Origin of the sequence: Hafnia alvei (assembly GCF_034424155.1) — a bacterium.
GTDB lineage: Bacteria > Pseudomonadota > Gammaproteobacteria > Enterobacterales > Enterobacteriaceae > Hafnia > Hafnia alvei.
Genome location: NZ_CP139992.1, coordinates 1668963 through 1695875, shown reverse-complemented (window position 1 = coordinate 1695875; position 26913 = coordinate 1668963). Strand labels below are relative to the sequence as shown.

Below are 26913 nucleotides of genomic sequence, written 5' to 3'. Positions count from 1 at the left end.
GGCGGGTTATCACAGATTTTTATGGCTATCATTTACAACATTACAAAAACTATGGTTTTGCTAACTGCTTGCTAGAGTTGAAAAAGCCGCTCGGCTTGCGCGGCGATTTTTGCCCCTGAACGTACAGTGTCATCATAATTGTAAATATCTGTGCGGAACTGCGGCTTACCATCTTCCGAAACCCATGCTGTCAGATAATAGAGGCGAACAGGAATGCGGTGACGTATCGGCACATATTTCGTATTCCCCTCTTTCAGAGCAGACGAAACTCGCGCGTCATTCCAACCCGCATCTTGAAGAAGCATGTTTGCCAGCGTCGAAGCTTTATTAACGCGGACACAACCTGAACTCAGCGCGCGAATATCTTTTTCAAATAATCCGTGGTTTGGCGTGTCATGCAGATAAATAGCATCTTGGCTTGGCATATTAAATTTATAGCGACCTAGCGAATTATTCGCCCCTGGCGCTTGCTGAATTCGATACGGGAAATTACGCGGCGACACCGACGCCCAGTCAATCATATAAGGATTAACCACTTCTGCATCGCTACTCCATCCAGAAAAAAGGCGATAACCGTGACGATCGAAATAGCCGGGATCGTGCATAGCTTTAGGGATGATATCTTCACGAATGAGCGTTGTTGGCACGTTCCACGGAGGATTAACCACCACGTTATTCAGTTCGCTATTCATCAGCGGCGTTTTACGCGTTGGGCGCCCTACAATGACTCGCGATGAAAGTACTTCTGCGCCGTTCTGGTAATAAATCAACGAGTAGTTAGGAATATTGACCATGATGCCGGTATTCACTTCCCCCGGCAAAATACGCAAACGTTGTATATTCAACGCCAGCAAAGTAGCACGCGTTTGCGGTGATACGTTCAGCCACTCACGCGTACGCTTGCCAATCACCCCGTCGCTGGCTAACCCCTGCCACTGCTGGAAGCGCTTCACGGCTTCTACGAGCTCAGGCGTATAGCGGTTATCGATCACCGAAACGGATGCTGCTTTGGCTGGCTCAGCCTCTGGTGATGGTTGTTGCTTAGTCAAATCAGTCACTGCGGTGGTTGATGGGCTGATCACCGCATTAGGATCCTGACTCGCAGGAGATTGCAGCGGCTGTGCGTCAGGCACCGGCGTTGGCTTCACGCTAGCATCGCCTTCCAACATTCCAGTACGCTGTAACACTTCACGCAGCGCAGGCATATCCGCGCTCAGGTCGCCCGGTTTCAAACTCGGCCCGTCACTCACCACAGGCCAAGGGCGCGCATCCGCTAACAGATTTTTTAACGCTTTATGCATCGCGGCGTACTGAGGATGTGCAGGCTCTAGCGATTTAACGAAGGTATTCAAACGACCATCACGGATCGACAACTGCCAGTTGTTTACCAGCGTTGTCGGCGGCTCTGCCATTGCATAAGGCACCGAGCTGTATAGCCAACTACCTTTGGTTGCGGTCACGCCGGAGACAAATTGCAGGTAGCCCAGCATCGCATCAGATAAGACGGCATCACGCGCCATGCCACTGACATCGGGATTAGTTAGCGCCTGAACCCATTGGGTGAACTGAGGCTGAACGCCAGAGAGTGCAACTTCAGCCAGCTGCTGTTGAAATTGTTGAACCGCCGTACGATCCTGCCACATTGGCTGCATGTGATTCGCAGCGTAGAGCGAAGAAAGTTGGTTCAAATAACGCAGTGAAACGCCCCGTGGAAGCTGCGACAACAGCGCCGAACGCGATTGAGGTACACTCATGGTCGCCACTGAAACCACGGGTTGTTTAGCTACGTCTGCATAGGCTGGCATTACGCTCAGCGCCAATGCACTCATTGCTATTGAACCACCGACAACCATATGGCTTAGACGGAATCTGTTATTCAGCACCATCCCTTGCTCCCTAGTTAGCTCATAGACACCGAATTTCGGAGCCTTAGCTTAATTATACAAATAGAAATGACATTTTGCCGTTTCACTGTCGGTTGGTGCGTCAACAACCCAGACATTGCACGTTAATTATATGATGATACGTCACTGGCTATATTCTGCCAAAAAAAACGGCCTTATTTGAAGGCCGTTTGCGTTAATAATGATTTCAGTATGCGGAATTTACAAGAAATTATGTCTCAGATTCTTCTTGAGCCACTGATTCTATAGGACTTTTCTCAGGAGCAAAGCCCCTCAACCCCACAACATGCACATGTTCAGTGTTATTGAACACTTTACGCACCAGTTTATAGGTAGTGCCTTTTTCTGGGCTGATGTTTTCTGGTGCCGCAATAATTAGCTGCATTTCCAGACGTTCACACAGCTCGAACAACGTCGCGATAGATTTCGCATCCAGACGCGCAGCTTCATCAAGGAATAGCAGTCGGCAAGGCGAAATATCTTTACCACGCAGGCGGCGAGACTCTTCTTCCCAACTCTGAACCACCATGACCAGAATGGACATACCGGTACCGATAGCTTCGCCCGTTGACAGCGCCCCACTTTCAGCACGCAGCCAACCATCTGAACCACGGTTAACCTCTACTTCCATTTCAAGGTAATTACGATAATCCAGCAATTCTTCACCGATGGTTTGCGGCGTACGCTGTCCCATATCGATCTGTGGATTAAGACGCTGATACAGTTTTGCTAGCGCCTCAGAGAACGTCAGTCGGTTGCTGTTAAACAGATCCTGATGCTGCTCCTGCTGCTCTGACAATACCGTCAACAACGTTGAATGCGCTTCACGCACGTTAACATTCAAACGCACGCTATTCACCTGCCCGAAGGCCACCGTCTGTAGGCCTTGGTTGAGCATACGAATACGATTTTGTTCGCGCTGAATGGTTTTGCGAATAATGTTCGCCACGCTCTTCGAACTGATTGCCAGTTTTTGTTCGCGCGATGTCAGTTCTTCGGTCAAACGAGCCAGCTCAATCTCCATCTGTTCGATGGCATCGACAGGATCGTCGCTGCGGATAATATCCTGACGAATACGCTCACGCAGATGCTGGTAAACGGCAATGTAGAACTGGATTTTACGTTCTGGGCGTTTAGGATCTTCTGACAAACGCAGCACATCGCGCAGATGTTCGTTGTCCGCCACGGCCAGTCGTAACGCGCCTAATGCCTTATCCGACATAGAGCGCAATTCGTCCGCATCCATATAGGCAAGCTCACGACGATGCAAGCGACGTTCAACGCCGTTGTCTTTCACCAAACGCATCACCGCACACCAGCCCGCTTTCGCGGTGGTGACTTGTTCGCGAATCTGGTGGTAATCGCGCTCAACCTTACGTAGGCGTTTTTGCAGATTATCCATTTCAGATTCACAGAACATGATCTGTTTTTCGAGCTGATTGCGACGCGCACGGTTGTTGCTCAGTGCGGTATGCAACTCGTCGCGACGGATACGTGCACGCTCTTCCGCATTAGGATCGGCCTGAACACCGATATCTTGCAGCTCTTGCGACAGCTCTTTGAGCATGTCACGTTTAGCTTCAAACGAGCTTTTCAGCGAAGCTAAAACCTGATGATACTGGGCTAGCTGTGCCTGTTGCTGGCGAAGCTGTTCACGCGTCCGGCTGCGATCGGCTTCAGCATGCTCTAAACGCTGACGCAGTTTGTCGTTGAGGTCAGAGTTTTCAGTTAGCATTCCGGCAGAATCGCTATAGCTGAAGTGCGCACGACGCTGCACCACTTCCGTTAGCGCGAACGCCTGTTGCTTGGCCGTACGCTGATTCTGCTGAGCCTGCTGATAATCCTGACGTAGCTGCTCATGCTGTTCTGGATCGCTTTGCAATACAGAAAGCATCGGTTCCAACTTAGCCAGATTGGTGCCGTGCTGTTGCAGATAGCGCGCAGCTTCCTGCGCCTCTTCGAGCTCTTCACGGATCTCTTCGACACGATCTTGAAGGGTTTCATCAGCCAGTAAACCGATATGCGGCGTGAGCTTATGCAACAGCGCGACGCTCTCTTTAGCCTGCGACAGCTGCTGGCGCTGCTGTTGCGTCACGTTGTCCTGATTATTGAACTCTCGTTCAATCTCAGTACGACGGCTGTTGATTTGACGTAATTCAGCTTCTGGGTCCTGCTCAAACGCCACCGCTAAGTGATTGCCAATGAAGCGGCTGAACGCTTGATGTAAGCGCTGAGTCTTCTGCACATCAAATGACAGGTTCGCATAACGCTCAGCCAGCTCATCGCGCTGTGCATACAGCGTTTCTAAGCGGCTTTCACGCGCGGCACGACCAAACAGCGGCACCTCAGGGAAACGAGAGTAGCGCCATTGACGATCGGCAGTTTTCACCACCACGGCGCGTTCCAGTTCGTCGGCGGCAAATACGCTGTCATCAAACGACTGCGGATCCCCTTCGATCAGATAGAGATCTTCTGGACAGTCTTCTAATCCCGCCAGATGCTCGCGCACCAAGGAAAGATCGGGAACAACAATCGCGTGTCGTGCTGGGCCATATAACGCCGAGAAATACGGCGCATCGTCGATGGTGACGTCATCGTAGATTTCAGACAGCAACACGCCGCCAAAACGTTCGGCCAAAGCGATTAGGCGCCCATCTTCGGCACCGCTTGGCTGGCTTAAACGCTCGATTTGGCTTTCGATTTCACGTTTTTGATGAGCAACTTCGTCGCGTTCAACGGTCGATTCACGTTCACGCTCCAGCAATTGCTGCATCTGCTCAGTGACTTGACGACTGTCTGACAGCTCTTCGCCGCATTGTTCACTCAGTTGACTCAGCGCTTCCTGCGCGGCAAGCCACACAGGAGCCTTCGTCGTCAAATCTTTCGCTTTCGCCGTGATTTGCTCAAGCTCTTGGCGCAGCACCATACGGCGCTCGCTGGCTTCAGCCACATCAATCGTCAGCGTTTCAATGCGCTCTTCCATCTCACGCTGCGCATCATCCAGTTCTTCTGGCTGATACTGCTGGCCAGTGCGTTTGCAGAAGTCTTGCAACAGACGCTCGGCATCTTGTTGCGAACGCAAACGCTGCTCCAATTCGGCCAAACGCATGCGTAACGGCTGCACGCGCTCCGACTGATGCTGAAGTGAAGACCAGTCACGTAATAAATCACGCCCCGCCTGCCATGCTTCACTCCGGCTAACTTCGCCCACCAGCTTAACCACCAGCTGATAAGCATTTTCAAACTGTGAATGCGCGGCGCTGGCCACATTCATTTTCTGCTCAAGCTGCATCAGGATTTCAGTCGCTTCCTGCTCGCGCGCGCTGAACGTTTCTAGCCACTCTTCGCTGTTATCCGCATTGAGGTCGGGCAACTGACACACTTGACGCGCACGTTCTAGCGCCTGTAGCGCCTGCTGGTATTGAATTGCGCGGGTTTGCTGAACGTCCAAGGCTTGCTGATAATCAGCCAACTGGCTTTTTAGTTCGTCAACTTCAGCTTCCGCGGCTTCTGAACGGGCTTCATAATCTGCATGCAGATCGCTCGCCTCAGCCACCACTTCATTCTGTTCTTCTAAGCGGTAGGTCAGCTCTTCCAGATCGCTCTGATAGCGCTCGATCTTTTCCTGCTGGCGCATTGCGGTTTGCACCAGATTTAAATGATCGCTTGCCGCCTGATAATCGGTCTCGAGATCGGATTCAGACCCGCTTTGCTCGGCTAACTCACGCGACATTTCCACATGACGATACTGTTCCGCCAACAGCTGTTTACGGCCACCCAGCAATTCACGGCGCAGTAACAGTGCCTGATCGAGGTGTATGCGTCGTTCATTGGCATGGCGCATATAGTCAGCAGAAACATAAGACGTTGCTTCGGTGATCAGATGTTTGAACAAATCACGGTCAGACTGCGTAACGCGAATCGCTTCCAGCGTCATGCGGTTTTCACGTAAAGCCGCTTCCATATCTTGGAAAGCTTTACGTACGCCGCTATTTTCTGGCAGCAAATAGTCACGCAGGGAGCGGGTAATCGCGCTGGAAATACCGCCGTAAAGCGACGCTTCAATCAGGCGATAAAACTTGCTGCGATCTGATGCCGAGCGTAAACGGCGCGGGATCACACCTAAATCAAACATCAAGGAGTGATAGTCGGTAATCGAGTTAAACTGTTTGAACTGCACGCCTTCAATAGCTTCTACGCGCTCTTTCAGTTCGTTTAACGGCAGCACACGAGCCTGACGCTCACCCACGGTTTGCGTTAGGATTTCCGTTGGCTGGAATGAGGTTGGCAAGCCTTGAATGGTGAACGGCTTGATATCCACTTTTCGATCGCGCCCAGCAACCTGCTGTAGGCGGACACCGACTAACACACGCTGATGGCGTGAGTTAACCACATCGAGGGTGGCATAACAGACACCAGCGCGTAACTTTCCGTGCAAGCCTTTGTCGCGTGACCCTGAAGTCGCACCGGCTTCCGTGGTATTACGAAAATGCAGCAGCGTTAAGTCTGGGATCAGCGCCGTGACAAACGCCGCCATGGTGGTGGATTTACCTGCACCGTTACCGCCGGACAGCGTTGTCACCAATTCATCCAGATCAAAAGTTCGGGCAAAGAAACCGTTCCAGTTAACCAATGTCAGCGAGCGAAACTTTCCGCGTTCAATCATTCCTGTTCATCCTCCGCGTTGTCCGCGCTACCGTCTGCACTGGATTCGTTTTCTTCGTTTTCATCATTCAGTGATAACGTGTTTTCTAACGGCATGGCTTCACCGTCACGGATCATTCTCAACTGGGATTCACGTGGATCATCACCGCTACGCACATCTGCACCAAAGCGGAACACTGCTTCGGTGATGCGGAATTTCGTGCTGTCATTCCCCATGAAATAGACCATGCCTAAACGGCGTAGACGATTTAATGAGGTACGCACTTTCTCTTGCAGTTTTTGGCGGTCGAGATCCGAGCCCGTTGAACGCTGGTTAACGTATTTCAGCAGCTTGTTTTCATCGGCCAAAGACAGTAACTCGTCATAGAGTTCCTGCTGGCTGAAAATGCCTTCATGCGCCAAACGCTCAGGGCTAAGGTAGAGATAACACAGGATTTTTCCGACCATCATATCCAGTTCAGACAGCACCGAACGCGGGATCAACGTGGTCGAACGCGGCCTGAGGTAGAAGAAACCTTCAGGGGCGCGGATTAACTCAACGTTGTAACGGCTATAAAATAATTCAAGCTCGTCCTGAAAATCCATCAGGAAAGCATGGTTATCTAGCTCATCAATGCCGATGTGACGGCCGGATCGCAGTTGGCTATCCAGTGCAGGGAATAGCGGGTTAAACACCGCTAGCGCCAGTTTAGCTGGCATCATATTTTCAGTATTTGTCGATGACATGGGCCTGTACCTTGGCTCCGTAATCATTGATTGCCTGCCATTGAGCAGGTAATCCGGTGAAATCAGCTTCAGCCACACCTAAGCGAACCGCTTGGTCGACCAAAATTCTTGCCAAATCGAAATGACGTTGGCGCGGATACTGGGTTAGGTATTCGCGCAAAACCGCGCCTAAATCCAATGGACGCTGTTCTTTTTGATAAATCTTCAGCTCTTGTTCAATCATTGCTGCCAGCTGTTCACGGATCTCAGAGAACTCTTCGTACTCCATATCCGGAGGTAGTTCGCCGGTGACCTCTTCGTTCAGCAAGGCCAGCTCTTCATCACGCATGTCGAACAGACGATCGGCATTGGCGATGGTCAGAGCCCACGGGTTATCAAAGTAGTTCTGAACTGACTGGCGTAAGCGCTGGGCAAAGACACGGTTTTTATCCATATCAATCGCGGTGCGGATAAATTTATGCACGTGTCTGTCATAGCCAATCCACAGATCGATGGTCAACTGGCCCCAACTGATGATGCGGTCTAGCTTGTTTTGCAGATCAAACACCAGTTTATCAACAAACGCCAAATCAGGATTATTCAGGTTGGCATCTTGGATACGCAGCAGGTTTGCCTGCAGCTTATCACCCGCCGCTTCCAGCGTATCTTGCAATTCACGCAAGGTGCCCGAGGTTTCCGAGAGCAAGACTTCACAGCTTGAGATGGCAGCACGCCAATCTTTATTCAGCAGCGCCGCGATATCTGCTTTAACGCCCTGCTGCTGCTCATCCATAATGCGCTGGGTTAAGTCAATACTGTCGAAGATCTCAGCAACAGAGTATTTCAGCGGGGCAAACACATTACGATGCCAATGATACTCATCACCGCCCTCTTCTGCCGCTTCGGCTGCGCTGCGTAACTCTTGCGCCACGATTGACAGCTGCATAGACAGGCGCAGCGTTGAGAACTCCCGCTGACGAATATAGTAATCCGTAATACCAATGCCTAACGGCGTTAAACGATAGATCGCGTTTCCGTCGGCTAACTCGCTGGTAAAGCGGTTGAGCAGGCGCTGCTTAACGAGATCGTTAATCGCATTGTTGGCACGGATGGCTACCGTTTCATGTGTTTGTTCAAAAGCTTTGCTGACGTGTCGGAATGCATCGATCAGTTCACCTTCACTCATCTCACCGTCTAATCGTTCGCTGTTCAAAGTGGCAATAGCCAAAATGAACGCCAAACGTTCGGTTGGAAGTGAAATTGAAAAGTCATTTTTCCGCGCCCAGGCAACCAGCTCCGGTACAGTCTGGGAGAAATCACTCATAGTTGGTCCTTCGTGTCGGGTTTGTGCGCCATCACATGGATGTAGCGCCCCAAACTCACAAAAGGCTCCTGACGACAATAACGCTGCTCCAGCGCTAATAGATCATCAAAAGCCTCAATTTGTTGCGTCTTGTCTCGTAGGTAATCATGGAATACCCGCACGCCCGTTTTACCGGAAATTGTCAGCCCAATGTCTTCAAGCCAGCCGTACACCTTTTGTGGATCCAACGGGTGGTCGGGTGACAACGTACGTGTCTTGCGTTTTTGCATCCCTTGATTGACGTATGCCGTATTGCCAATGATCACGTTTCGCATTAATAGACCATTGTAGTTATAGAACATTAACGACAAAGCGCCGCCTGGCGTTAAACACTTCATCAGAGATGCTAGCGTTTCTTGAGGTTCAGCGACCCATTCCAAAACCGCATGGAACAATATCAGATCAACCGGCTGTTCTAAATGCTGATGCATCTCTTGCGCAGGACTTTGCACAAAACGCATGTGTTGGATCACACCTTTTTCTTCAGCATAGGCCTGCGCCCGCTTTAGCATCTCACCCGAGATGTCACACAGCGTGATCTGATGACCGCGTGCGGCAAGCTCACAGGATACCTGCCCAAGCCCACCACCTGCATCAAGAATGTGTAAGGATCTTTGCGGGAGCTGCTTGAGCAACTGTTCCAGATCCTGCCATAACACTGCCTGACGGATTTTTCCTTTGGTCGTACCGTAAATGTTGCGCGCAAATTTTTCAGCGATATTGTCAAAATTACGATCTTGCGTACCTCGACTCATGAATATGTCGGCTCCTGAATATTTGCACAGCGCACCACCAGAAAAATCTCCCCGTGAGGGACGCTTTAAACCTGCTATTTTGACACAGGCTGGCTTAGAATGAATCTTATCGGCCACATATTCTATCTAGATGTCGTTTTTTCATTCAGAAAGGCACCTGATTCATGCTGTTTACGCTAAAAAAGTTTATCGGCGGGCTACTTTTGCCCCTGCCACTGTTGCTGCTGATCGTCGCGGTAGGCCTGATTTTTATCTGCTGGACGCGCTGGTCTCGACTAGGAAAAATCTGTATTTCACTCGGTTGGCTTGGGATCTTGCTGCTAAGTCTGCAACCCGTCGCCGATAGATTATTGGCTCCGCTTGAAAACGGTTATCCTACATTAAACCAAACTAGCAACGCAGATTACATCGTGGTACTCGGCGGGGGTTATACTTTTAACTCTGATTGGGCACCCAGTTCGAACCTGATCAGCAACAGTTTGCCGCGCGTCACCGAAGGGATCCGCCAGCTTGAAATGAATCCCAATGCCAAAATTATTTTCACCGGTGCTGCGGCCATTGGCAATCCGGTGAGCAGCGCGCGCGTTGCCGCCAACGTAGCCGAAAGTTTAGGCGTTCCTGCTGATAAAATTATTGTGCTTGATAAACCGCGCGATACGCAGCAAGAGGCTAAAGAGGTGGCAAAGATTACCGACAAGCAGAAAATATTGCTGGTCACATCGGCAAACCATTTGGCTCGTGCACTACGCTTCTTTAAGGCCGAGGGGCTTAATCCGATCCCGGTTCCAGCCAATCAATTAGCTATTTCGTCACCGTTAAATCCTTGGGAACGCTGGTTACCTTCATCGCTTTATCTTGGCCATAGCGAACGGGCCTGGTATGAGACGTTGGGGAGTTGGTGGCAGGCAATCATCACGACAAAAGGTGAAAAATGAGACTCCGACTGATCAGCCTTTTTACGGCGATTATCGTATTTGAAATGCAGGTGGTTTTACTCGACTTGCTTTCTAAAGCTGAAAATATGCCGGTCAGCTTCAATCCGCTTAATGCTATCAGCGCTGTGGGATTTGTCCTCGGATGGACGACAGGGCTAAACACCGTGATGGCGCTGATCACAGCGGCAGTTGCTCTTTTACTTATCCCCGTTGGCGTCTATTGTCTTTGCCATGCTTGGCTTAGACAAAGACGCCGCTGAAGGTGATATCAATTACAGCCGATGCCTATTCACTAATAAGCATGCTAAACGATTGTGATGTTGCACGACCGAAGGTAGGTCAATGGTCTGCAATGCCCCTTCACGGATGACAACTTGCCCATTAATCACGCTGAAAGCCACGTTCCCTGGTGTACAGAAAACTAACGCCGCCAGCGGATCGTGTTTAGCCCCCGCAAGATTCAAAGTATTGAGATCAAACGCAACAAAATCGGCCGCCATACCCGTGGCTAAATAGCCAATATCGTCGCGGTTGAGTACTTTCGCTCCACCGCGCGTCGCCATCTCTAAAGCCTGTCTTGCAGTCATCGCATCAGGGCCGAAGCCAACCCGCTGCAATAGCAGCGCCTGCCGCGTTTCTGCAATCATGTTTCCTGCATCGTTAGATGCTGAACCATCTACGCCAAGGCCAACAGAGACACCTTCATCAAGCATTGTGCGGATCGGCGCTATACCTGACGCCAACCTCATATTTGAACATGGGCAATGCGCCACACCGGTGCCGGTTCTAGCAAACAACGAAATTCCTGAGCGATCCAGTTTGACGCAGTGTGCATGCCAAACATCGGTTCCGACCCATCCTAAATCTTCGGCGTACTGCGCTGGCGTCATGCCAAAATGCGTCTGGCTGTAACTCACATCGCTGTCATTTTCTGCTAGATGGGTATGAAGTGACACACCATATTCACGCGCCATCTGCGCGGTTTTCACCATCAATTCGCGGCTAACGGAAAAAGGCGAGCAAGGCGCCAACGCAATACGCAGCATGCTATAGCGCTGAGCATCGTGATAGCTATGAATTAAGCGCAATGAATCTTCTAAAATAGCCTGCTCATTTTCGACCAACTCATCGGGGGGTAACCCCCCCTTGCTGCGCCCTACGCTCATACTTCCTCGGCAAGCATGGAAACGCATACCTATTTCGCGAGCGCCATCAATACTGTCGTCTAAACGACAACCGTTTGGATAAACGTAGAGATGATCACTGGAAGTGGTACATCCCGAAAGCATCAGTTCTGCCATCGCAGTTTGAGTCGAAACTCGGATCATCTCTGGGGTAAGTCCAGCCCAAATGGGATAGAGATTATTGAGCCAATCAAAAAGCTCACCGTCCTGCGCATCGGGTATCACGCGCGTTAAAGACTGAAACATATGATGATGTGTGTTGATCAGTCCTGGAATAACGATATGCCCACGCAGGTCTATTTCTTCATCTGCTGGTGCAGCACAAAGCTCGTCACCACCAACGGCAACGATACGATTTCCCTCCACCAGCAGGCAGCCACCTCTAATTTCTCGTCGTTCGTCATCCATCGTGACGAGTAATTCCGCGTTCTTAAAGAGCAGCGTTCTTTTGTGCATTTTGTCTCTTCCTCCGCATAGCGATATATTCGCGCGTCGTGCTAAAGACCTCTCGAGCCGCCGTACTGTTTTCATTGACCTCTTGCAGCTCGCACTCTTTGCACCCAGGGATTTTTGCTTGTCTATCGCGGCCATTCAGGATCAAATTAGCGCCTATTGCCACAACGGTACCAATGGTAATCCCGCTGTGTAAGAACATCTCTGCGGCCTGTGGCATTTGTTGAAATAACTGCGGCACCATCACCGGCAACATGCCAAGACCGAGCGTTAACGCGACAACCATCCCATTATTGTTATTGCGATAATCAACCTGTCCTAGCGTTCGAATCCCTGAAACAGCAACCATGCCAAACATGACGATCCCCGCACCGCCAAGCACTGGTTTCGGCACAGCGACAACAAAAGCCGCGAGTTTAGGGAACAGACCAAGGGTGATAAGAATGCAGCCAGCCACACCAACAATGAAACGGCTACGGACACCGGTCATGCTGACGAGCCCAACGTTTTGGGCAAAGGCCGCATAGGGGAACATATTAAAAAAACCGCCAAACAGGGTTGCTGAACCGCAGGCATAAAGACCGCGCTTCAATGTTTTTTGGTCGGCGGGACGGTCAACGATTTCCCCCATCGCCATCATCGATGACATGGTTTCTACCATCACAACCACCATCACCATACACATCAACACCGCAGGGAAAAGATGAAACTCAGGAACTGCAAAACGCATCGGATAAGGAAAGGTCATCCAACTGGTCGATGCCACTTGGGAAAGATCGAGTTTTCCCATGAAGTAATATCCCAACGTACCAATGATGATTCCCACCAACACGGCCACATTCTTCAGCATCCCCTTACCGAAGGTGTAAATTAGCATCACGATGCCCAGCGTAAATAAGGCCATCAACAGCGAGCCGTAGCTGCCAAAACTCACGGCGTCCAAATCGCCACCACCGATCCATCCTCCTGCCACCGGTAGAATGGACAGGCCAATAAGCGTCACTATTGTGCCCATAACGGCTTTAGGGAAAAAGCGAACAAGCTTACACACGAAGGGAGCACACAATAGAGTAAATATCCCGGCGGCAATAACTGCGCCGGAAATACCACCGATCCCATACTGCTGGCCAATAAGCGTCATTGGAATAAGCGCAGCAAAAGTGCATCCCTGCACTATCGGGAGTTTGCTACCAATGATATTAAATAAACCTATTGATTATAGGATCGTACCGCAGCCACAGATAAAGAGATCGGTACTGATTAAAAATATAATTTGCTCAGGCGTAAACCCAACGGCTTTACCAATAATTAAAGGAACGGCAATGGCACCGGCATACATCACCAATACGTGCTGAAAACCGTAAACTAACATTTGTCCAAGCGGCAATATTTCATCCACAGGATCGACATCTGTTTTTTTTTGAGGGGAGGTTTGACTCTCCTGTAAATAATTTTCTATGTGATTAATCGCTTTCACAATAACTCCCTCTATCTGCGAGTATTATTTAGATATTTCATTTGATGGCATGTAGAAAATGGCCCCTCTCCACGATCTACATCCCCGTTAAATTTATTGATTCAGCTGTTTATTTGGCGACTTCCTCTACAATTTCATTTTCACCGTTATCGTTTTCTAACTCTTTATCGGGATGATAACCATTGAAATAGAGATTAAGACTTACCGCACACACGGTAGCTAATAAAATACCGCTATGAAGCAACGGCTGAATTGCTGCTGGCAACTGGCTAAAAAAATCATGTGACACCGTGGGTATCATGCCAATACCAATACTGATGGCGACGATGTAAAGGTTGTAGCGATTAGTGCTGTAGTTAGCGCGTGAAAGGATACGGATCCCCGTTGCTAGAACCATTCCAAACATCACAATACCGGCACCTCCCAACACAAACTGTGGAATAGAAGCAACGATAAGTGCCATTTTAGGGATCAAACCAAACAGAATTAAAATCCCGCCCGACATAACACAAACCCAACGGCTGGAAATACCGGTTACGCTGACCAAACCCACGTTTTGTGAAAAAGAAGTATGTGGAAAACTATTAAACAACCCACCAATAACGGTACCAATTCCATCAACCCGTAAACCACGAATTATATCCGCTTGCTTAGTTGGCCTTCCTACAATATCGCCAAGGGCGAGAAACATCCCCATCGACTCAATAAAGGTGATCAGCATGATAATAGTGAGCGTAAGAATACTGACGGGTTCAAACGTAGGCATGCCAAATGCAAACGGCTTTATAGGAGCAAACCAAGCGGCGTTATCTAATCCAGAAAAATTCACTTTCCCCATAGAGAAAGCAATGGCAAAACCAAAAAGAATGCCGAGCAGTACGGAAATATTACATAGGAAACCTTTGGCAAAACGAGTCACTAGCAGAATAAAAACCAACACTAAGAGCGAGGTCCCAATATATATTGGACTACCGTAATCAGGATTCCCTTTTCCCCCCGCGGCCCAGTCAATACCCACCTGCATAATGCTAATGCCGATAGAGGTAATCACCACGCCGGTGACTACCGTAGGAAACAGCGGCATAAGCCGCCCGATGATGGGAACGAGTAATGTTGCAATAATACCAGACGCTATTGTGGCACCGAATATCCCCGTCAGCCCGATATTAGGATCAGCACCAATCGCCAGCATTGGCGTTACCGCAGCAAATGTGACAGACATAATAACGGGAAGACGGATACCGGCGAAACGACCAATCCCCAAACACTGCAACAGCGTCACTACGCCACAACAGAAAAGATCTGAGCTAATTAAAAAAGCGATTTGGTCTTTGGGTAAACCTAAGCTACCGCCGATAACCAAAGGCACGGCAACGGCACCAGCGTACATCACGAGAACATGCTGTAAACCTAGCGTGAACAGCTGTGCAATCGGTAGCCTGCGCTCGACGGCATCGTCTAACGGTATACTTTTACTGTGTTCTATTTTTAGATGCGGATTTATGACGCTCATGGACACATCACTCCTTACGGCTCGGCTAAATGGTAGGTTAACCAGCTACGATTCGAGAGCACTTGCTCCCCTATTTACGGATGTACAGCGTTTTCGTCAGCGCAAATAGTTTTAGAGTTGATAGAACACATCAGTTATTTGCGCACATGCCAACTATGCACAGAGCATGCGAACTTTTATTTATTGGAGGCTAAATAGGGAGATAAACGAAATAATTGCGGGCGGTATCACATTTGATACTTAATAAGACGTTATATTTCAGCGAAATTAGCGGGCGAAAGCATCATCGAGGAATGAAACAGGGCGTTTATTGGAACACCAAAATATCAAAGTGGTAGCAGTTTGTATCATTATCAGATTATCACCTCTCATAGTGATTGATAATTAACCAGCAACCTAATATGGCTTGCTGGTTTTCATGCTCAAATACAGCTCACAGTTAACCCAACCAAGGGAGCAGTTGCTGAGCTGCGCGTTCAACAACCGGACGATCTACCACGCCAGTATGTAAATAGCGCCCAATTGACTCCCACAGAACATATAGCCAGCGGCGTACCATAAAATCCTCGCTCACGGGGGCTTTCTGCAAATAGGAGTGAAGCAATTCGGTAGCCATACCATCTTCGCTCAAACGGAATAGATCATACTCACGCGGAGCCCAGAGCATCATTCCTGGATTCAGCATGGCAAGTAGCTGATCGCTTTTGGGATCTTTTAACATGCTTCTTAGCGTTAAGTTGCCATGAACCAGCACGCAGCTATCGTCAAAGCCCGCAAACAGCTCAGGCAATTGTTCTTTACTTCGAAACAAAATACGGCGAGCTTCAATGCTTAAATCAGACGTTGGCATATTGCCAAGCGTGGCCCAGATGACCTCCAAGCGCTGTGCGTACCAAGCTGGCCAGCGATTTTCCTGTACGCTGTCAACGTTACCCACACAACCGTGGCTATCAATGCGATGCCAAGAGAGGAGCCCTTCTGCAATTTGGTCTTTTAAGCACGACCAGCGCTGCGGCGTTCGTGTCGGCGCTTCAACAGAAACACCGCGCAATCGTTCAATTAATAATACTTCTTTGAATGGGGACTGATGGGTTGTGAGAACGCCATAAACCGTCGGTAAGCGGATATCGCCCTGCCGTGCAAGCATCGACAGTTTGTAAGCTTCCTGTTGGGCAATTCCTTGGCATAAAAAAGTTTTTGCTACCAAAGGTAAAGGCGTGCCCTGCTGATTATAGAGGGCAAAAAGGCTGGCATACGGCTGTTCACTGATCTGTTCTAAGCGGCCAATTGACTCACCAAGAACAACGCTAAGTTCGGCTTTTAAATGATCCATGTTGTGATACAGGTTTTGCTGCATTGCGCGGTACCTTTTTTCACCAGATAGAAAGTTATCATGGCGGATTTATCAAGGTATTGTATTCGACTAGATCAAAAGAGCGTGCACTTGCACGCTCTTAATTTAAACATAAACGATTGGTGATAAATCAGCTTATTGAGCCGCCGCAAAAATAGCACGAACGGTTTCCAAATCTTCAATGGTGTCAACACCAGGGCTTGGCGCGGTTTGCGCAACATCCACATGAATTTTTTCACCGTACCAAAGCACTCGCAGCTGCTCGAGCATTTCAATCTGCTCAAGATCGCTAGGTGCCCAAGTAACATAGCGGCGAATAAAACCAGCACGATAAGCGTAAATACCAATGTGGCGCAGGAAAACGTTGCCAATTTCATCACGTGATACCGCAAAGCGATCGCGATCCCAAGGAATTGTCGCGCGTGAGAAGTAGAGCGCATAGCCATTTTTATCACAAACGACTTTTACCGCATTTGGATTAAACGCCTCTTCGCTAGTCGTAATCGGTACCGCCAACGTGGCCATACCCGCTTCGCTACCGGCCAAATTCTGCGCCACCTGACAGATAATGGCTGGCGGGATCAACGGCTCATCGCCTTGAATGTTGACGATAATCTCATCATCTGCAAAGCCACATTTTTCAATCACTTCAGCCAAACGCTCGGTGCCAGAATGATGATCGGCTCGCGTCATGCAAACTTCACCACCCGCCGCTTCTACAGCTTGCTTAACATCTTCATGATCGGTAGCCACAATGACGCGTGCAGCGCCAGACTCCAGCGCTCTTTCCATAACATGCACAACCATCGGCTTGCCGCCAATATCGGCTAAAGGCTTGCCCGGTAGGCGTGTTGAAGAGTAGCGAGCAGGAATAATAGCAATAAAACTCATCAGATTATTTCTCATCCACTGGAAGTTGGCGGGCTTCATTCTCGAGTAATACTGGAATACCGTCACGCAACGGATAACCTAGGCGGTCCGCTTTGCACACTAATTCCTGATTTTCTTTATTGAAGTAGAGTTTTCCATTGCAGACAGGGCAAGCAATAATTTCGAGTAAACGATGATCCATGATTGTTCCTAAACGAGTTCTTGTATCAGCGAAAAAGCATGATGTAAGGATAACCCGCAACAGCAAAATTATCACGGCTTGTATGACCATACGGCCAAAAACCGTTTAATGAGCCGCTCTATCTATCAGATTGATAACCCAACATCTCATTATGACGTTTGTTTGGGTTTGGGCCGTTTCCCCTCTAGAAACACAGAAATCTAAACTGTTCAAAAACCATACCAACTCACCGCAACCATCCCGCTGTTATGCGAGACAAATCACATATTAGGCGCACCGATGGTCCGTTTTTCCGTTGTGGCACAAGTGTTGAATCTAATTCAATCAGCCATGGATAGCGTCGAGTATTCCCCCCCTCAAACTCGCCACTTTTCATTACTTTTAATCACTGCTAACTCTGATGACCAGCCATAACAATCTGGTTCGTAATAGCGTTACGTAATACGTAAGGAGATACCCATGAGTGCGCCAAGCACCTCATCATCAATCCGTCGCGTTGATGGACTGGCAAAAGTCACTGGAACAGCCGTCTACGGCAATGACATTACCCTACCCGGAATGTTGTATGGCGTGTGCCGCTATGCCGATATTGCCGCAGGCAAAATTGATAAACTCGATCTTAGTGAAGCATTAGCGATTCCAGGCGTCGTCAAGATCGCAACATATCAAGATATCCCCGGCGAACCCGTCGTTGGCATCATGGTGAAAGACTACCTCCCTATTATTAAAGATGAAGTCGTTTTTCACGGTGACGTAATTGCGGTTATCGCCGCAGAAACCTACGAAGCCGCCTGTCTGGCAGCAGACAAAATTCATATTTCTTATACGCCTTACGCGCCCATTACCGACGTTGAGCATGCACTAGAACCCGATGCGCGGCTTATTCATCCGGAAAGAGGGAATAACATCGCGGCGCATCACCACACGATTAAAGGCGATATCGATGCAGGATTCTCCGCCAGTGCACATATTCTTGAACGCGAATATGAAGTTGGTTTTCAGGAACATGCTTACATTGAGCCTGAAGTGGTGCTCACTTGGCTCGATCCCACCGAACGCCATTTGATTATCTCCGGTTCAATCCAAAATCCACATCGTGTACGCAGCTTTGTCGCAAGATTTATGGGTTGCCCACAAGGACATATCAATATTAAGCGCGCGGTGATGGGCGGCTCGTTTGGTGGTAAAGACGATATTATCGATCATCTTGCCTGCCGCTCTGCGCTACTAACAACGCTGACGGGCAGACCGGTTAAATTTTGTTATACCCGCGAGCACTCAATTTTAGAAAGCTGCAAGCGCCATCCCTATAAAATGAAATATAAGGTCGGGCTGGATGATTCGGGCCAGATCTTAGCCATGAAGGTCGATATCCTCGCCGACAGCGGAGGGTATGCAGCTTCAACACCTTTCGTCACCTGGAGAAGCTCGGTTCAGGCTGCTGGGCCTTATCGCATCCCTAATATTCGTATCGATGTAACCGGCGTATACACCAACAACAGCTATACCTCTGCCATGAGAGGTTTTGGCTCACCACAGGTGGTATATGCCAACGAATCATTAATGGACGAAATCGCCGAGTATTTAAAGATATCCCCCGTCGATATCCGCCAAATTAACGCGTTAAAACAAGGTGATGCGTCGATTACTGGACAAGTTTTTGACAAGCATACCGTATCCGCCCTTGAGGTTTTAAGTAAAGCGGTTACCTCAGCTGAGTTTGATAGCAAGCGCCAGCATTATGCTCAACTCAATCAACAAGGTGGCGTTTATCGCTATGGTATTGGACTGGCCCTCAGCTACCGAGGATGCTCTATTGGTGCCGAAGGTGTCGATACTTCAACCGCACTGGTGCAGGTGAACGAAGACGGCAGCGTAAACATCGCGACTTCCGTATCTGAGAATGGCCAAGGGCTACAGACCACCATGTCGCTCATCGCCGCAGAGGCTTTTGGCATTCCACTGTCTGAAATCATGTTTAGCGAACCACCCACCTCCGTGATTGGTGACGGCGGTTCTACCGCCGCAACACGTGGAACGCTCGTCGGCGGCGGCGCGATCCTTGACGCTGCGGTTAAAATTAAGCAACGCATTTTAGGCGTTGTAGGTGACGCGCTGGGCACGAAAGAATTAGATAATACGCTGTGGGCAAACGGGTTTATCAGCAACAAAAATAACCCATCACAAACGATAGATTTCAAAACAGCCGTGAACAAAACCAAATGGGCTAGCGTGAGTCTGACCGAATATGGTTGGTTTGTACCACCGCCGATTCACTGGGACGAGGAAAAAGGAACCGGTAGCCCTTATTTCACTTGGGTTTATGGCTGCCAAATTGCCGAGGTGCGCGTCAACACCAGCACAGGGAAAACGGATCTTCTCCACGTCACGGCTGCACACGATGTGGGTCATATTATTAATCCGGTGGGTTTCAATGGGCAGGTCAGCGGCGGAATAGCGCAAGGGTTTGGTTATGCGTTACTTGAAGATTTCAACATTGAAAACGGACAGGTTAAGTCAGAAAACTTTGATACCTATCTACTGCCAACCATTAAAGATATCCCTGAAATTACTATTATCGGCGTAGAAAACCCCGATCAAGCAGGCCCTCTCGGCGCTAAAGGCATCGGAGAACCCGCCACTGAATTAGCCGCAGCGGCCATTAACAACGCCCTTAGCTTTGCCTTGAACGCTCGCTTCAACAAACTGCCGCTGACCCTTGAGCAGGTTATTTTAGGTTATAACCTCAAAAAACCTGCTCGACAAAGTGAGTTAATGGTTGAAACCGATAACAAAAAACAGGTTTTGCGTTTAACTGATGTCACAGTTACACGAGCCAAAACGCTGCCGGAGGCCTTAGCGTTGCTTGCTCAAGATGACGTTAGCATTATTGCTGGCGGCACCGATGTTATCGTTCAAGGACGTTTACAGACCAAGGCCATGAATCTTATTGATATATCGCGCATACCTGAATTGACGCAGATTACCGAAGATAACGGCGCTGTCGTCATTGGTGCGGCGGTGACATTTAACCGTATCGTCGAGCACGAATTGATTCGAGAACGCTATCCCCTGCTCGCACAAGCATGCAAAACGGTTGGTTCAAACCAAATTCGTAACCGCGCCACTATCGGCGGCAATATGGTTAACGCCGCCCCCTGTGGTGATTCATTGCCTCCTTCAATTATCTATGATGCCCAAATTGAGCTGCAGTCGCTTGATGGCGCACGACGCATGCCGCTGTGCGAGTTCCTACAGTCAGGATATAAAACACAGCGTAAGCCTAATGAGCTGATGACTAAGGTCATATTGCCACCACCGCTAAACCCAAGGCCACACGCTTTCTATCATCAGTTGGGGCGTAGAAATGCGCTGAACATCACTCGTCAGAGCCTAACCTGCCTAATTGCTTGTGACGCAGATGGCATAGTGAACTATTGCCGTTTAGTCGATGGAGCGTTGTTTAGCAAACCACAGCGGCTTCTCGATATCGAACGCTGTTTACTAGGCCACCGACTCACACAGGAAACAATCGATCTCGCCAGCCAGCTGTTAGAAAAGCTGATTTATGCCGCTATCGGCAAGCGCTGGTCAGCCGCCTACAAACAACCCGTGTTTATTAATATGTTCCGCGACATGATGGTGGAAGCCACCGATTCTCTCTATCAATCAGAGCTGGCATAAGGAGTTGATGATGAGCAATATCAAAGTGAAGGTAAACGGCAAGCTGATTGATGCGCAGGTAACAGGGCAAATGCGCCTGCTCGATTTCGTGCGAGATAAACTGAGCTTAACGGCAACAAAGGAAGGATGTGCCGTTGGTGAGTGCGGCGCTTGTACCGTTATCATGGATGGAAACGCCGTTTGCTCCTGTTTAGTTTTAGCTGAGCAATGCGACGGTGCTGACATTACCACGCTCGAAGGATTACGTGACGATCCTATGACTCAAAAGCTTCAAAATGCATTTATTGAGCATGGCGGCGTGCAGTGTGGCTTCTGTACGCCAGGCGTTCTTGTTAGCACATCGGCATTGCTGGCTAAGCCCCCCAGTCCCAGCGATGAGCAACTCATGGATGCGCTTGAAGGCAACATTTGCCGCTGCACGGGTTATCAACCAATCATTCAGTCGATTCATGCCGCGCTGAAAAGCTAAAGATCGTCTTGATTTGCCACATTAAAAATCGGCCTAGTGCCGATTTTTCTTTTTATTAACATCAAACACACTTAAACAAAACATGTTGCAGTTGGTTTTGCAGAGGAGTAAATTATCAAACGTGATACACATCACAATTTCCTACAAAAACTAGAAAGTAAGATACATATGAAACTGCTGCATAAAATCATCGCGATGTTCGCCAATTACAGTAACTGATTGGCTAAAGGGCAATGGAAACAACCATTGCCCTTTTTGGTATTTAGGCCTGCCTTAATACACTATCCAACAACCAGCCATCCCCCCAATAATGGCGCCAATCATCTGGCTGATGCTGGATTTTAACTTCGGTCGCCTGCTGCCAAGTCGCAAAAAGAGTAATAGCAGCTTTCAGCTCCGCCCTCTTTTTCTCCGTAAACCGTACCCCTTTTTCTTGATGGAGTGATTTAAGCTCCAGCACCTTTTCTTTACGATGCATTTTGGCATCGATCCGGCCAACTAAAGCGCCACGCTGAAGTATCGGTAGCGAAAAATAGCCAAAGGTTCTTTTAGCTTCAGGGGTATAACATTCTAAGCGGTAATCAAAACCAAATAATTCAGATGCACGCCTTCGATCCCAAACAACAGGATCAAAAGGAGAAAGCAACGTGGTATGCGTCGCCTTTATTTCGTTGTTTTGTGCTTTTGCTAATAAATGCGCCAGGCTGTGATGAATGTAGTAGTGCTCTTGGGTTTCCAGTTCACGCACTGCGATTATCTCTTGGCTGTCCAACAGATTATTTATCGTCTCTTTAATATCAATTTTCTTCAGTCGATAATAATCGGCTAGCCATTGCGCTTTAAATGCACCTAAGCTGCGTGCGCTATTGGCTATCATTTGTTGCTGAGCAAGCGCAGGGCTAATACCGTGTACATCATCATTCCACTCTGGCATAACGCGTTCAGGCAAGTCGTAAACGCGGTGGAAATTAATTCGCTCTTTCACCATCAGTTGACCACAGGAAAACAACGTTTCCAGATGCCGTTTCTCGGGTTTCCACTCCCACCACCCACTGGTTTTTTTATTCTTCGCGCTAAAATCGGTGGCTTTAACAGGTCCGTTATGGCGGATCTGTGCCAGAAGCTCGCTAATGTCATCTTGGTGCTTCAAATGCCACTCTGGGGAATATTTCCATCCCAAATTTTCCGGTGACATCATCTGCGGGCGAACTAGCCGATAATCCTCTTTTGGGATAAAGCATGCCTCATGCGCCCAATATTCAAAGATATCTCCGTTGCGTAAAGCCTCATTCAGCCACTGCTCGGAATACAAACCCAGACGCGAAAACAACACCAGATAGGGACTACGAGCGACAACGTTGATCGTATCAATTTGTAGCAAACTCATTTGACGTATGCACGCGATCGCATCAAGAGGCGTTGCTTTTCTTCTGCGCGGTTTATCTAAACCTTGAGCATGAAGATGCAGGTTTCTAAGCGCACTTAAAGGTAGGGATATTTCAGCCATCGTAGCCAGACGAACCTCATGATGAGAAAGCCGGAAAGATGATTATACGCAAAGCTTATCGAGTTGCAGCAAGGAAGGGAAAACAGTTCAGCCAGCGTGAAGATGCGTAGGGAATAACGCTGGCTGATACGATGCCATCAGTAGGCGATGACGTCTTCTGCGGTGAGACCGCGACTACCTAGGTAAGTTGAGAATTCAACGCGCTGACCTTCTGTCAGTAATTTTTTGCGTGAATTAGCAATGCCTGAACGATTAACGTAGATATCATTTCCACCATCCAGTGGAGAGATAATACCGAAGCCTTCAGACTGGCTGTACCATTTTACGAGACCCATTTTCAGTGTCATATTTTTTTACCTTATATTTACATCCCTCTAAATTCTAGTTCAGATTAGGATGTGTAGCTCATATTCAAGTTATCGTTAAGAACCTCTTCGAGCGGATTATTAAAAACAAAAGCCCGCCAGTGGCGGGCTTTCTGGTCTTGTTACTGACTCCGCAGAGCGTGCTAACACCCTTGGGGCTAGCTTACTGCGATAACGATCAGTTCAGTATCAAAACAAGTTCTCTGTAATCTTACAGAGCAACAACATTCGCAGCAGCCGGCCCGCGCGGGCTGTCCTGAATGGTGTATTCTACACGCTGGCCTTCGGCCAGAGTTTTGAAACCTTCGCTAGCGATAGCAGAGAAATGTACGAATACATCTTTACCGCCGTCGTGCTGTTCGATGAAACCGAAGCCTTTGCTTTCGTTAAACCATTTTACCTGACCGGTCTTCTTAGTCATTTGTATTACCTTTATAACTGATATCACTTAAAAAATTTGCCCTAAGGCGTAGGGGCCGAGCTCAGAAAGATTACTTATGGATGGCACTAAGAAGGTGGTTCGTCTAACAAGCGGAATCGGAAGATAACGTCTTAAGGAGGAACTGCTTTATCTCATGTCGTGCATAAATAGGTCTATATCACAGGCCGCAGTCATTTACTCATAAAGGTGATTGATGAGCAAGCCTTTCTTTTAAAAAAAATGACGCTACGGAAGTATTTAAACGTAAAACTATATGCATCCGAAGATAAAAGCAGCAGATTTATTTATTAGCATTTGAAAAATAACGATTAGTTTTAATCAAATTCGTAATTTTTGCTAACAATTCATTCCCTTGTTCAGCTGGGATTTCTGCATTAACGGGCAGATACCACCAATTAGGCTGAGCAAATTTGCGGCATTTTACCGCGTCTTTTTCAGTCATTAACAGCGGCTGTCCTTTCGGTGTCAACGCACTTAATGTCTTCAGATCATATTCTTGGTGATCGGCAAATGCGACTGCGTTGACGACTTGCGTACCCAATTGGCTCAGAGTGGCAAAAAAGCGGGGAGGATGCCCTATTCCCGCCATTGCAACAGCCGGAGCTAAACTATCGGCAGCACAGCGTTCACCAGTATGTATATTCACTAAAATACGTCCAACTAGCATCATGGGTATTTCACCCGTCGTGGCCTCTCCACCGTTAGTGATAACGGCATCAACACGACGTAAACGCCCTGCTCGCTCCCGCATTGGGCCAGCAGGTAACCACCAGCCATTGCCAAATCGACGAACGCCATCCACGACAACCAGTTCAACATCACGTGCCAGCGCATAATGCTGTAGTCCGTCATCGGTGATGATGACATCTACTGCCGAATGCTGAAGCAAGGCTTTTACGGCATCACTACGCTTAGGCGCAACGGCAACTGAAGCCCCCGTTCGTTGATAAATGAGAACGGGCTCGTCTCCCGCTTGCGCCGTTGACGTTTCACTATTCAATAATAGAGGGTAATGATCCGAGCGCCCACCATAGCCACGCGACACGACGCCCACGCGAAAACCACGAGTCTGTAATTGTTCAACCAGCCAAATAACCACGGGTGTTTTACCATTGCCACCCGCAGTTAAGTTACCGACCACAATCACAGGGCAAGGTGCTTTCCAGCTTTTTAACCAACCCATGCGATAAAAAAATTGGCGAATACCGCTCACTAGGCCATACAGCCAAGAGAGCGGTAACAGGAGCAGGTATAAAGGCGATTGCCCAGACCAGATGCGCTCAATCATTGCCCGAATTGCAACCTATGCAGCTGAGCATACGCGCCATTCTTCGCCAATAGCGTTGCATGATCGCCACGCTCGGCAATGTAGCCATCCTCAACCACGATAATTTCATCGGCTTTTTCGATAGTTGATAAACGGTGAGCAATAACCAACGAAGTACGGTTTTTCTGTAATTCATCTAGCGCGGACTGAATCGCACGTTCAGACTCGGTATCTAGCGCTGATGTCGCTTCATCCAAAATAAGAACCGGACTATCGCGCAGCAACGCACGAGCAATAGCGATACGCTGACGCTGTCCACCAGACAGCAATACGCCGTTTTCGCCAATGACAGTGTCTAAACCGTTGTCCATTTTCTCAATGAAGTCCATCGCATAGGCCATGCGAGCCGCTTCTTCAATTTGTTCACGGGTATAAACTTCATTACGCGCATAGGCGATGTTGTTCGCAATAGTATCGTTGAAGAGATGAACATTTTGCGAGACCAAACCTACCTGATTACGTAGAGAACTCAGCGTATATTCACGTAGGTCATGCCCATCCAGCAGGATCTCGCCCTCTTGGATGTCATAAAAACGCGTCAACAGATTCGCAATCGTTGATTTGCCGGAACCTGAGCGCCCCACTAAGGCCACGGTTTTATTCGCAGGAATTTTAAAGCTCACGTTTTTCAGCGCAGGGGCGCCTTTATTGTTGTAGCTGAAGGTCACATCACGAAACTCGACATCACCCTTAGCACGTTTAACTTCCAGCTTACCGGTATCTTTTTCCTGTTCAAGATCCAAAATCGCAAACAGCGTTTGGCATGCTGCCATACCGCGTTGGAATTTAGCGTTGACGTTCGTCAGGGACTTCAATGGACGCATTAACGCAATCATCGAAGAGAACACCACGGTAATAGTACCCGCCGACAGCGTATCCATGACCGACGGAATACTGGCTGCATACAGCACGAAAGCAAGGGCAAAGGAGGCAATCAACTGAATAACCGGGTCTGAAACAGAAGACGCAGCGACCATCTTCATATTCTGCTGACGCATCCAGTTACTGGTTTTGTCAAAACGCTTGCTCTCTACTTCTTGACCACCAAAGATCAGTACTTCTTTATGACCTTTTAGCATCTGTTCGGCGCTAGTGGTCAATGTGCCCATCGTGTTTTGCATATTCTTGCTGATGTTACGAAAACGCTTCGACACCATACGAATCGCAATTGAAACCACAGGGGCAATAACAATCAGAATCAGAGATAGCTGCCAGCTGTAATAAAACATCATACAGAACAATGCAATAATCGATGCGCCTTCACGCACAACCGTAATCAATGCATCGGATGACGAAGAGGCAACCTGCTCAGAGTCATAGGTGATTCGCGATAGGAGCGTACCCGTCGACTGCTGGTCAAAGAAGGAAACCGGCATACCCATCATATGGCTGAACAAGCGACGACGCATATTCATCACCACCTTGCCGGCCACCCAAGAGACGCAGTAGCTGGAGATGAAACCAGAAATCCCTCGTACGATCATCAATCCAATAACGACGAATGGCATCCATTTCAGAATATCGGACCCTGTCTTGCCAAAACCATCATCCAATAATGGCTTTAACAAGGAGAGCATGTAGGCATCACTACCCGCATTAATTACGAGGGCAACTGACGCAACAATCAGGCCTGCCTTGAAAGGAGAGATCGATGGCCATAAGCGACGAAATGTTTGCCAGGTCGAAAGATCTTTGTCATTCAGCATTTAGTTAACCAGCTTAGGATGAAATAGCGGATC

19 protein-coding genes and 1 pseudogene are annotated in these 26913 nt (G+C 48.6%); 4 read left to right on the top strand and 16 right to left on the bottom strand.

Annotated elements, in window-relative coordinates:
* Positions 1-71: 71 nt before the first annotated feature.
* The 5 genes from ldtD to cmoM form a co-directional block, all read right to left on the bottom strand.
* Positions 72-1886: a L,D-transpeptidase gene (ldtD, locus tag U0008_RS07890; protein WP_072008158.1), complete on the bottom strand. Its 1815-nt coding sequence runs from the start codon at positions 1884-1886 to the stop codon at positions 72-74.
* Between the two features lie 229 nt (positions 1887-2115).
* The gene (mukB, locus tag U0008_RS07885; protein WP_043492365.1) at positions 2116-6570 is read right to left on the bottom strand and encodes a chromosome partition protein MukB; all 4455 of its coding nucleotides are present in this window, start codon (positions 6568-6570) and stop codon (positions 2116-2118) included.
* Positions 6567-7295, bottom strand: a complete 729-nt coding sequence (gene mukE, locus U0008_RS07880) for a chromosome partition protein MukE (RefSeq protein WP_025800984.1) — start codon at positions 7293-7295, stop codon at positions 6567-6569. Before mukE ends, mukB begins: the two co-directional genes overlap by 4 nt.
* Positions 7276-8598, bottom strand: a complete 1323-nt coding sequence (gene mukF / locus U0008_RS07875) for a chromosome partition protein MukF (protein WP_025800983.1) — start codon at positions 8596-8598, stop codon at positions 7276-7278. Before mukF ends, mukE begins: the two co-directional genes overlap by 20 nt.
* Entirely contained in the window at positions 8595-9392 is a 798-nt protein-coding gene (gene cmoM / locus U0008_RS07870) for a tRNA uridine 5-oxyacetic acid(34) methyltransferase CmoM (RefSeq protein ID WP_043492361.1), read from the bottom strand. Before cmoM ends, mukF begins: the two co-directional genes overlap by 4 nt.
* Before the next feature lie 164 nt (positions 9393-9556).
* Here cmoM and elyC point away from each other — a divergent pair, with 164 nt between their 5' ends.
* Together elyC and U0008_RS07860 are read left to right on the top strand one after the other, a co-directional pair.
* The gene (gene elyC, locus U0008_RS07865; RefSeq protein WP_043492358.1) at positions 9557-10327 is read left to right on the top strand and encodes an envelope biogenesis factor ElyC; all 771 of its coding nucleotides are present in this window, start codon (positions 9557-9559) and stop codon (positions 10325-10327) included.
* Positions 10324-10587 carry a hypothetical protein gene (locus U0008_RS07860; protein ID WP_025800980.1) on the top strand — a complete coding sequence of 88 codons (264 nt, stop codon included), beginning with the start codon at positions 10324-10326 and terminating at the stop codon, positions 10585-10587. The genes elyC and U0008_RS07860 overlap by 4 nt, the downstream gene beginning before the upstream one ends.
* 12 nt (positions 10588-10599) lie before the next feature.
* On the opposite strand, the gene U0008_RS07855 is transcribed toward U0008_RS07860, so the two are convergent.
* The 6 genes and pseudogenes from U0008_RS07855 to U0008_RS07830 form a co-directional block, all read right to left on the bottom strand.
* Positions 10600-11967: an 8-oxoguanine deaminase gene (locus U0008_RS07855; protein ID WP_043492355.1), complete on the bottom strand. Its 1368-nt coding sequence runs from the start codon at positions 11965-11967 to the stop codon at positions 10600-10602.
* Positions 11942-13423 (bottom strand): annotated as a pseudogene (locus U0008_RS07850) (uracil-xanthine permease family protein). The gene U0008_RS07855 and the pseudogene U0008_RS07850 overlap by 26 nt, the downstream one beginning before the upstream one ends.
* Positions 13424-13550: 127 nt before the next feature.
* Positions 13551-14954, bottom strand: coding sequence for a nucleobase:cation symporter-2 family protein (locus U0008_RS07845; RefSeq protein WP_051874103.1), 1404 nt, complete (start codon positions 14952-14954; stop codon positions 13551-13553).
* A gap of 439 nt (positions 14955-15393) precedes the next feature.
* Complete coding sequence (locus U0008_RS07840) at positions 15394-16287, bottom strand: YcbJ family phosphotransferase (RefSeq protein ID WP_043492491.1); 894 nt, start codon at positions 16285-16287, stop codon at positions 15394-15396.
* Positions 16288-16443: 156 nt separating this feature from the next.
* On the bottom strand, positions 16444-17199 hold the full coding sequence (gene kdsB, locus U0008_RS07835) for a 3-deoxy-manno-octulosonate cytidylyltransferase (RefSeq protein ID WP_043492353.1): 756 nt from the start codon (positions 17197-17199) through the stop codon (positions 16444-16446).
* A 4-nt stretch (positions 17200-17203) separates the two neighbouring features.
* Positions 17204-17380, bottom strand: a complete 177-nt coding sequence (locus U0008_RS07830; protein ID WP_071842620.1) for a Trm112 family protein — start codon at positions 17378-17380, stop codon at positions 17204-17206.
* Positions 17381-17839: 459 nt separating this feature from the next.
* Between U0008_RS07830 and U0008_RS07825 the strand changes: the two genes are divergently transcribed.
* Positions 17840-21064 carry a molybdopterin cofactor-binding domain-containing protein gene (locus tag U0008_RS07825; protein ID WP_043492350.1) on the top strand — a complete coding sequence of 1075 codons (3225 nt, stop codon included), beginning with the start codon at positions 17840-17842 and terminating at the stop codon, positions 21062-21064.
* Between the two features lie 10 nt (positions 21065-21074).
* A complete protein-coding gene (locus tag U0008_RS07820; RefSeq protein ID WP_043492349.1) occupies positions 21075-21533 on the top strand; it encodes a (2Fe-2S)-binding protein in 459 nt (152 codons plus the stop codon).
* A 262-nt stretch (positions 21534-21795) separates the two neighbouring features.
* On the opposite strand, the gene U0008_RS07815 is transcribed toward U0008_RS07820, so the two are convergent.
* From U0008_RS07815 to msbA, 5 genes are all read right to left on the bottom strand, one after another.
* Complete coding sequence (locus U0008_RS07815; protein WP_121626094.1) at positions 21796-23040, bottom strand: winged helix-turn-helix domain-containing protein; 1245 nt, start codon at positions 23038-23040, stop codon at positions 21796-21798.
* A 137-nt stretch (positions 23041-23177) separates the two neighbouring features.
* Positions 23178-23387, bottom strand: a complete 210-nt coding sequence (locus U0008_RS07810) for a cold-shock protein (RefSeq protein WP_004095731.1) — start codon at positions 23385-23387, stop codon at positions 23178-23180.
* A gap of 229 nt (positions 23388-23616) precedes the next feature.
* A complete protein-coding gene (gene cspE, locus U0008_RS07805; protein WP_004095733.1) occupies positions 23617-23826 on the bottom strand; it encodes a transcription antiterminator/RNA stability regulator CspE in 210 nt (69 codons plus the stop codon).
* A 301-nt stretch (positions 23827-24127) separates the two neighbouring features.
* Complete coding sequence (lpxK, locus tag U0008_RS07800) at positions 24128-25135, bottom strand: tetraacyldisaccharide 4'-kinase (RefSeq protein ID WP_043492346.1); 1008 nt, start codon at positions 25133-25135, stop codon at positions 24128-24130.
* On the bottom strand, positions 25132-26880 hold the full coding sequence (gene msbA, locus U0008_RS07795) for a lipid A ABC transporter ATP-binding protein/permease MsbA (protein WP_043492344.1): 1749 nt from the start codon (positions 26878-26880) through the stop codon (positions 25132-25134). Before msbA ends, lpxK begins: the two co-directional genes overlap by 4 nt.
* Positions 26881-26913 lie beyond the last annotated feature (33 nt).

Bases quoted from the DNA above. Each gene is read 5' to 3' on its own strand.
- ldtD (WP_072008158.1), bottom strand. From the start codon at position 1,886: ATGGTGCTGAATAACAGATTCCGTCTAAGCCATATGGTTGTCGGTGGT.
- mukB (WP_043492365.1), bottom strand. From the start codon at position 6,570: ATGATTGAACGCGGAAAGTTTCGCTCGCTGACATTGGTTAACTGGAAC.
- mukE (WP_025800984.1), bottom strand. From the start codon at position 7,295: ATGTCATCGACAAATACTGAAAATATGATGCCAGCTAAACTGGCGCTA.
- mukF (WP_025800983.1), bottom strand. From the start codon at position 8,598: ATGAGTGATTTCTCCCAGACTGTACCGGAGCTGGTTGCCTGGGCGCGG.
- cmoM (WP_043492361.1), bottom strand. From the start codon at position 9,392: ATGAGTCGAGGTACGCAAGATCGTAATTTTGACAATATCGCTGAAAAA.
- elyC (WP_043492358.1), top strand. From the start codon at position 9,557: ATGCTGTTTACGCTAAAAAAGTTTATCGGCGGGCTACTTTTGCCCCTG.
- U0008_RS07860 (WP_025800980.1), top strand. From the start codon at position 10,324: ATGAGACTCCGACTGATCAGCCTTTTTACGGCGATTATCGTATTTGAA.
- U0008_RS07855 (WP_043492355.1), bottom strand. From the start codon at position 11,967: ATGCACAAAAGAACGCTGCTCTTTAAGAACGCGGAATTACTCGTCACG.
- U0008_RS07845 (WP_051874103.1), bottom strand. From the start codon at position 14,954: ATGAGCGTCATAAATCCGCATCTAAAAATAGAACACAGTAAAAGTATA.
- U0008_RS07840 (WP_043492491.1), bottom strand. From the start codon at position 16,287: ATGGATCATTTAAAAGCCGAACTTAGCGTTGTTCTTGGTGAGTCAATT.
- kdsB (WP_043492353.1), bottom strand. From the start codon at position 17,199: ATGAGTTTTATTGCTATTATTCCTGCTCGCTACTCTTCAACACGCCTA.
- U0008_RS07830 (WP_071842620.1), bottom strand. From the start codon at position 17,380: ATGGATCATCGTTTACTCGAAATTATTGCTTGCCCTGTCTGCAATGGA.
- U0008_RS07825 (WP_043492350.1), top strand. From the start codon at position 17,840: ATGAGTGCGCCAAGCACCTCATCATCAATCCGTCGCGTTGATGGACTG.
- U0008_RS07820 (WP_043492349.1), top strand. From the start codon at position 21,075: ATGAGCAATATCAAAGTGAAGGTAAACGGCAAGCTGATTGATGCGCAG.
- U0008_RS07815 (WP_121626094.1), bottom strand. From the start codon at position 23,040: ATGGCTGAAATATCCCTACCTTTAAGTGCGCTTAGAAACCTGCATCTT.
- U0008_RS07810 (WP_004095731.1), bottom strand. From the start codon at position 23,387: ATGACACTGAAAATGGGTCTCGTAAAATGGTACAGCCAGTCTGAAGGC.
- cspE (WP_004095733.1), bottom strand. From the start codon at position 23,826: ATGACTAAGAAGACCGGTCAGGTAAAATGGTTTAACGAAAGCAAAGGC.
- lpxK (WP_043492346.1), bottom strand. From the start codon at position 25,135: ATGATTGAGCGCATCTGGTCTGGGCAATCGCCTTTATACCTGCTCCTG.
- msbA (WP_043492344.1), bottom strand. From the start codon at position 26,880: ATGCTGAATGACAAAGATCTTTCGACCTGGCAAACATTTCGTCGCTTA.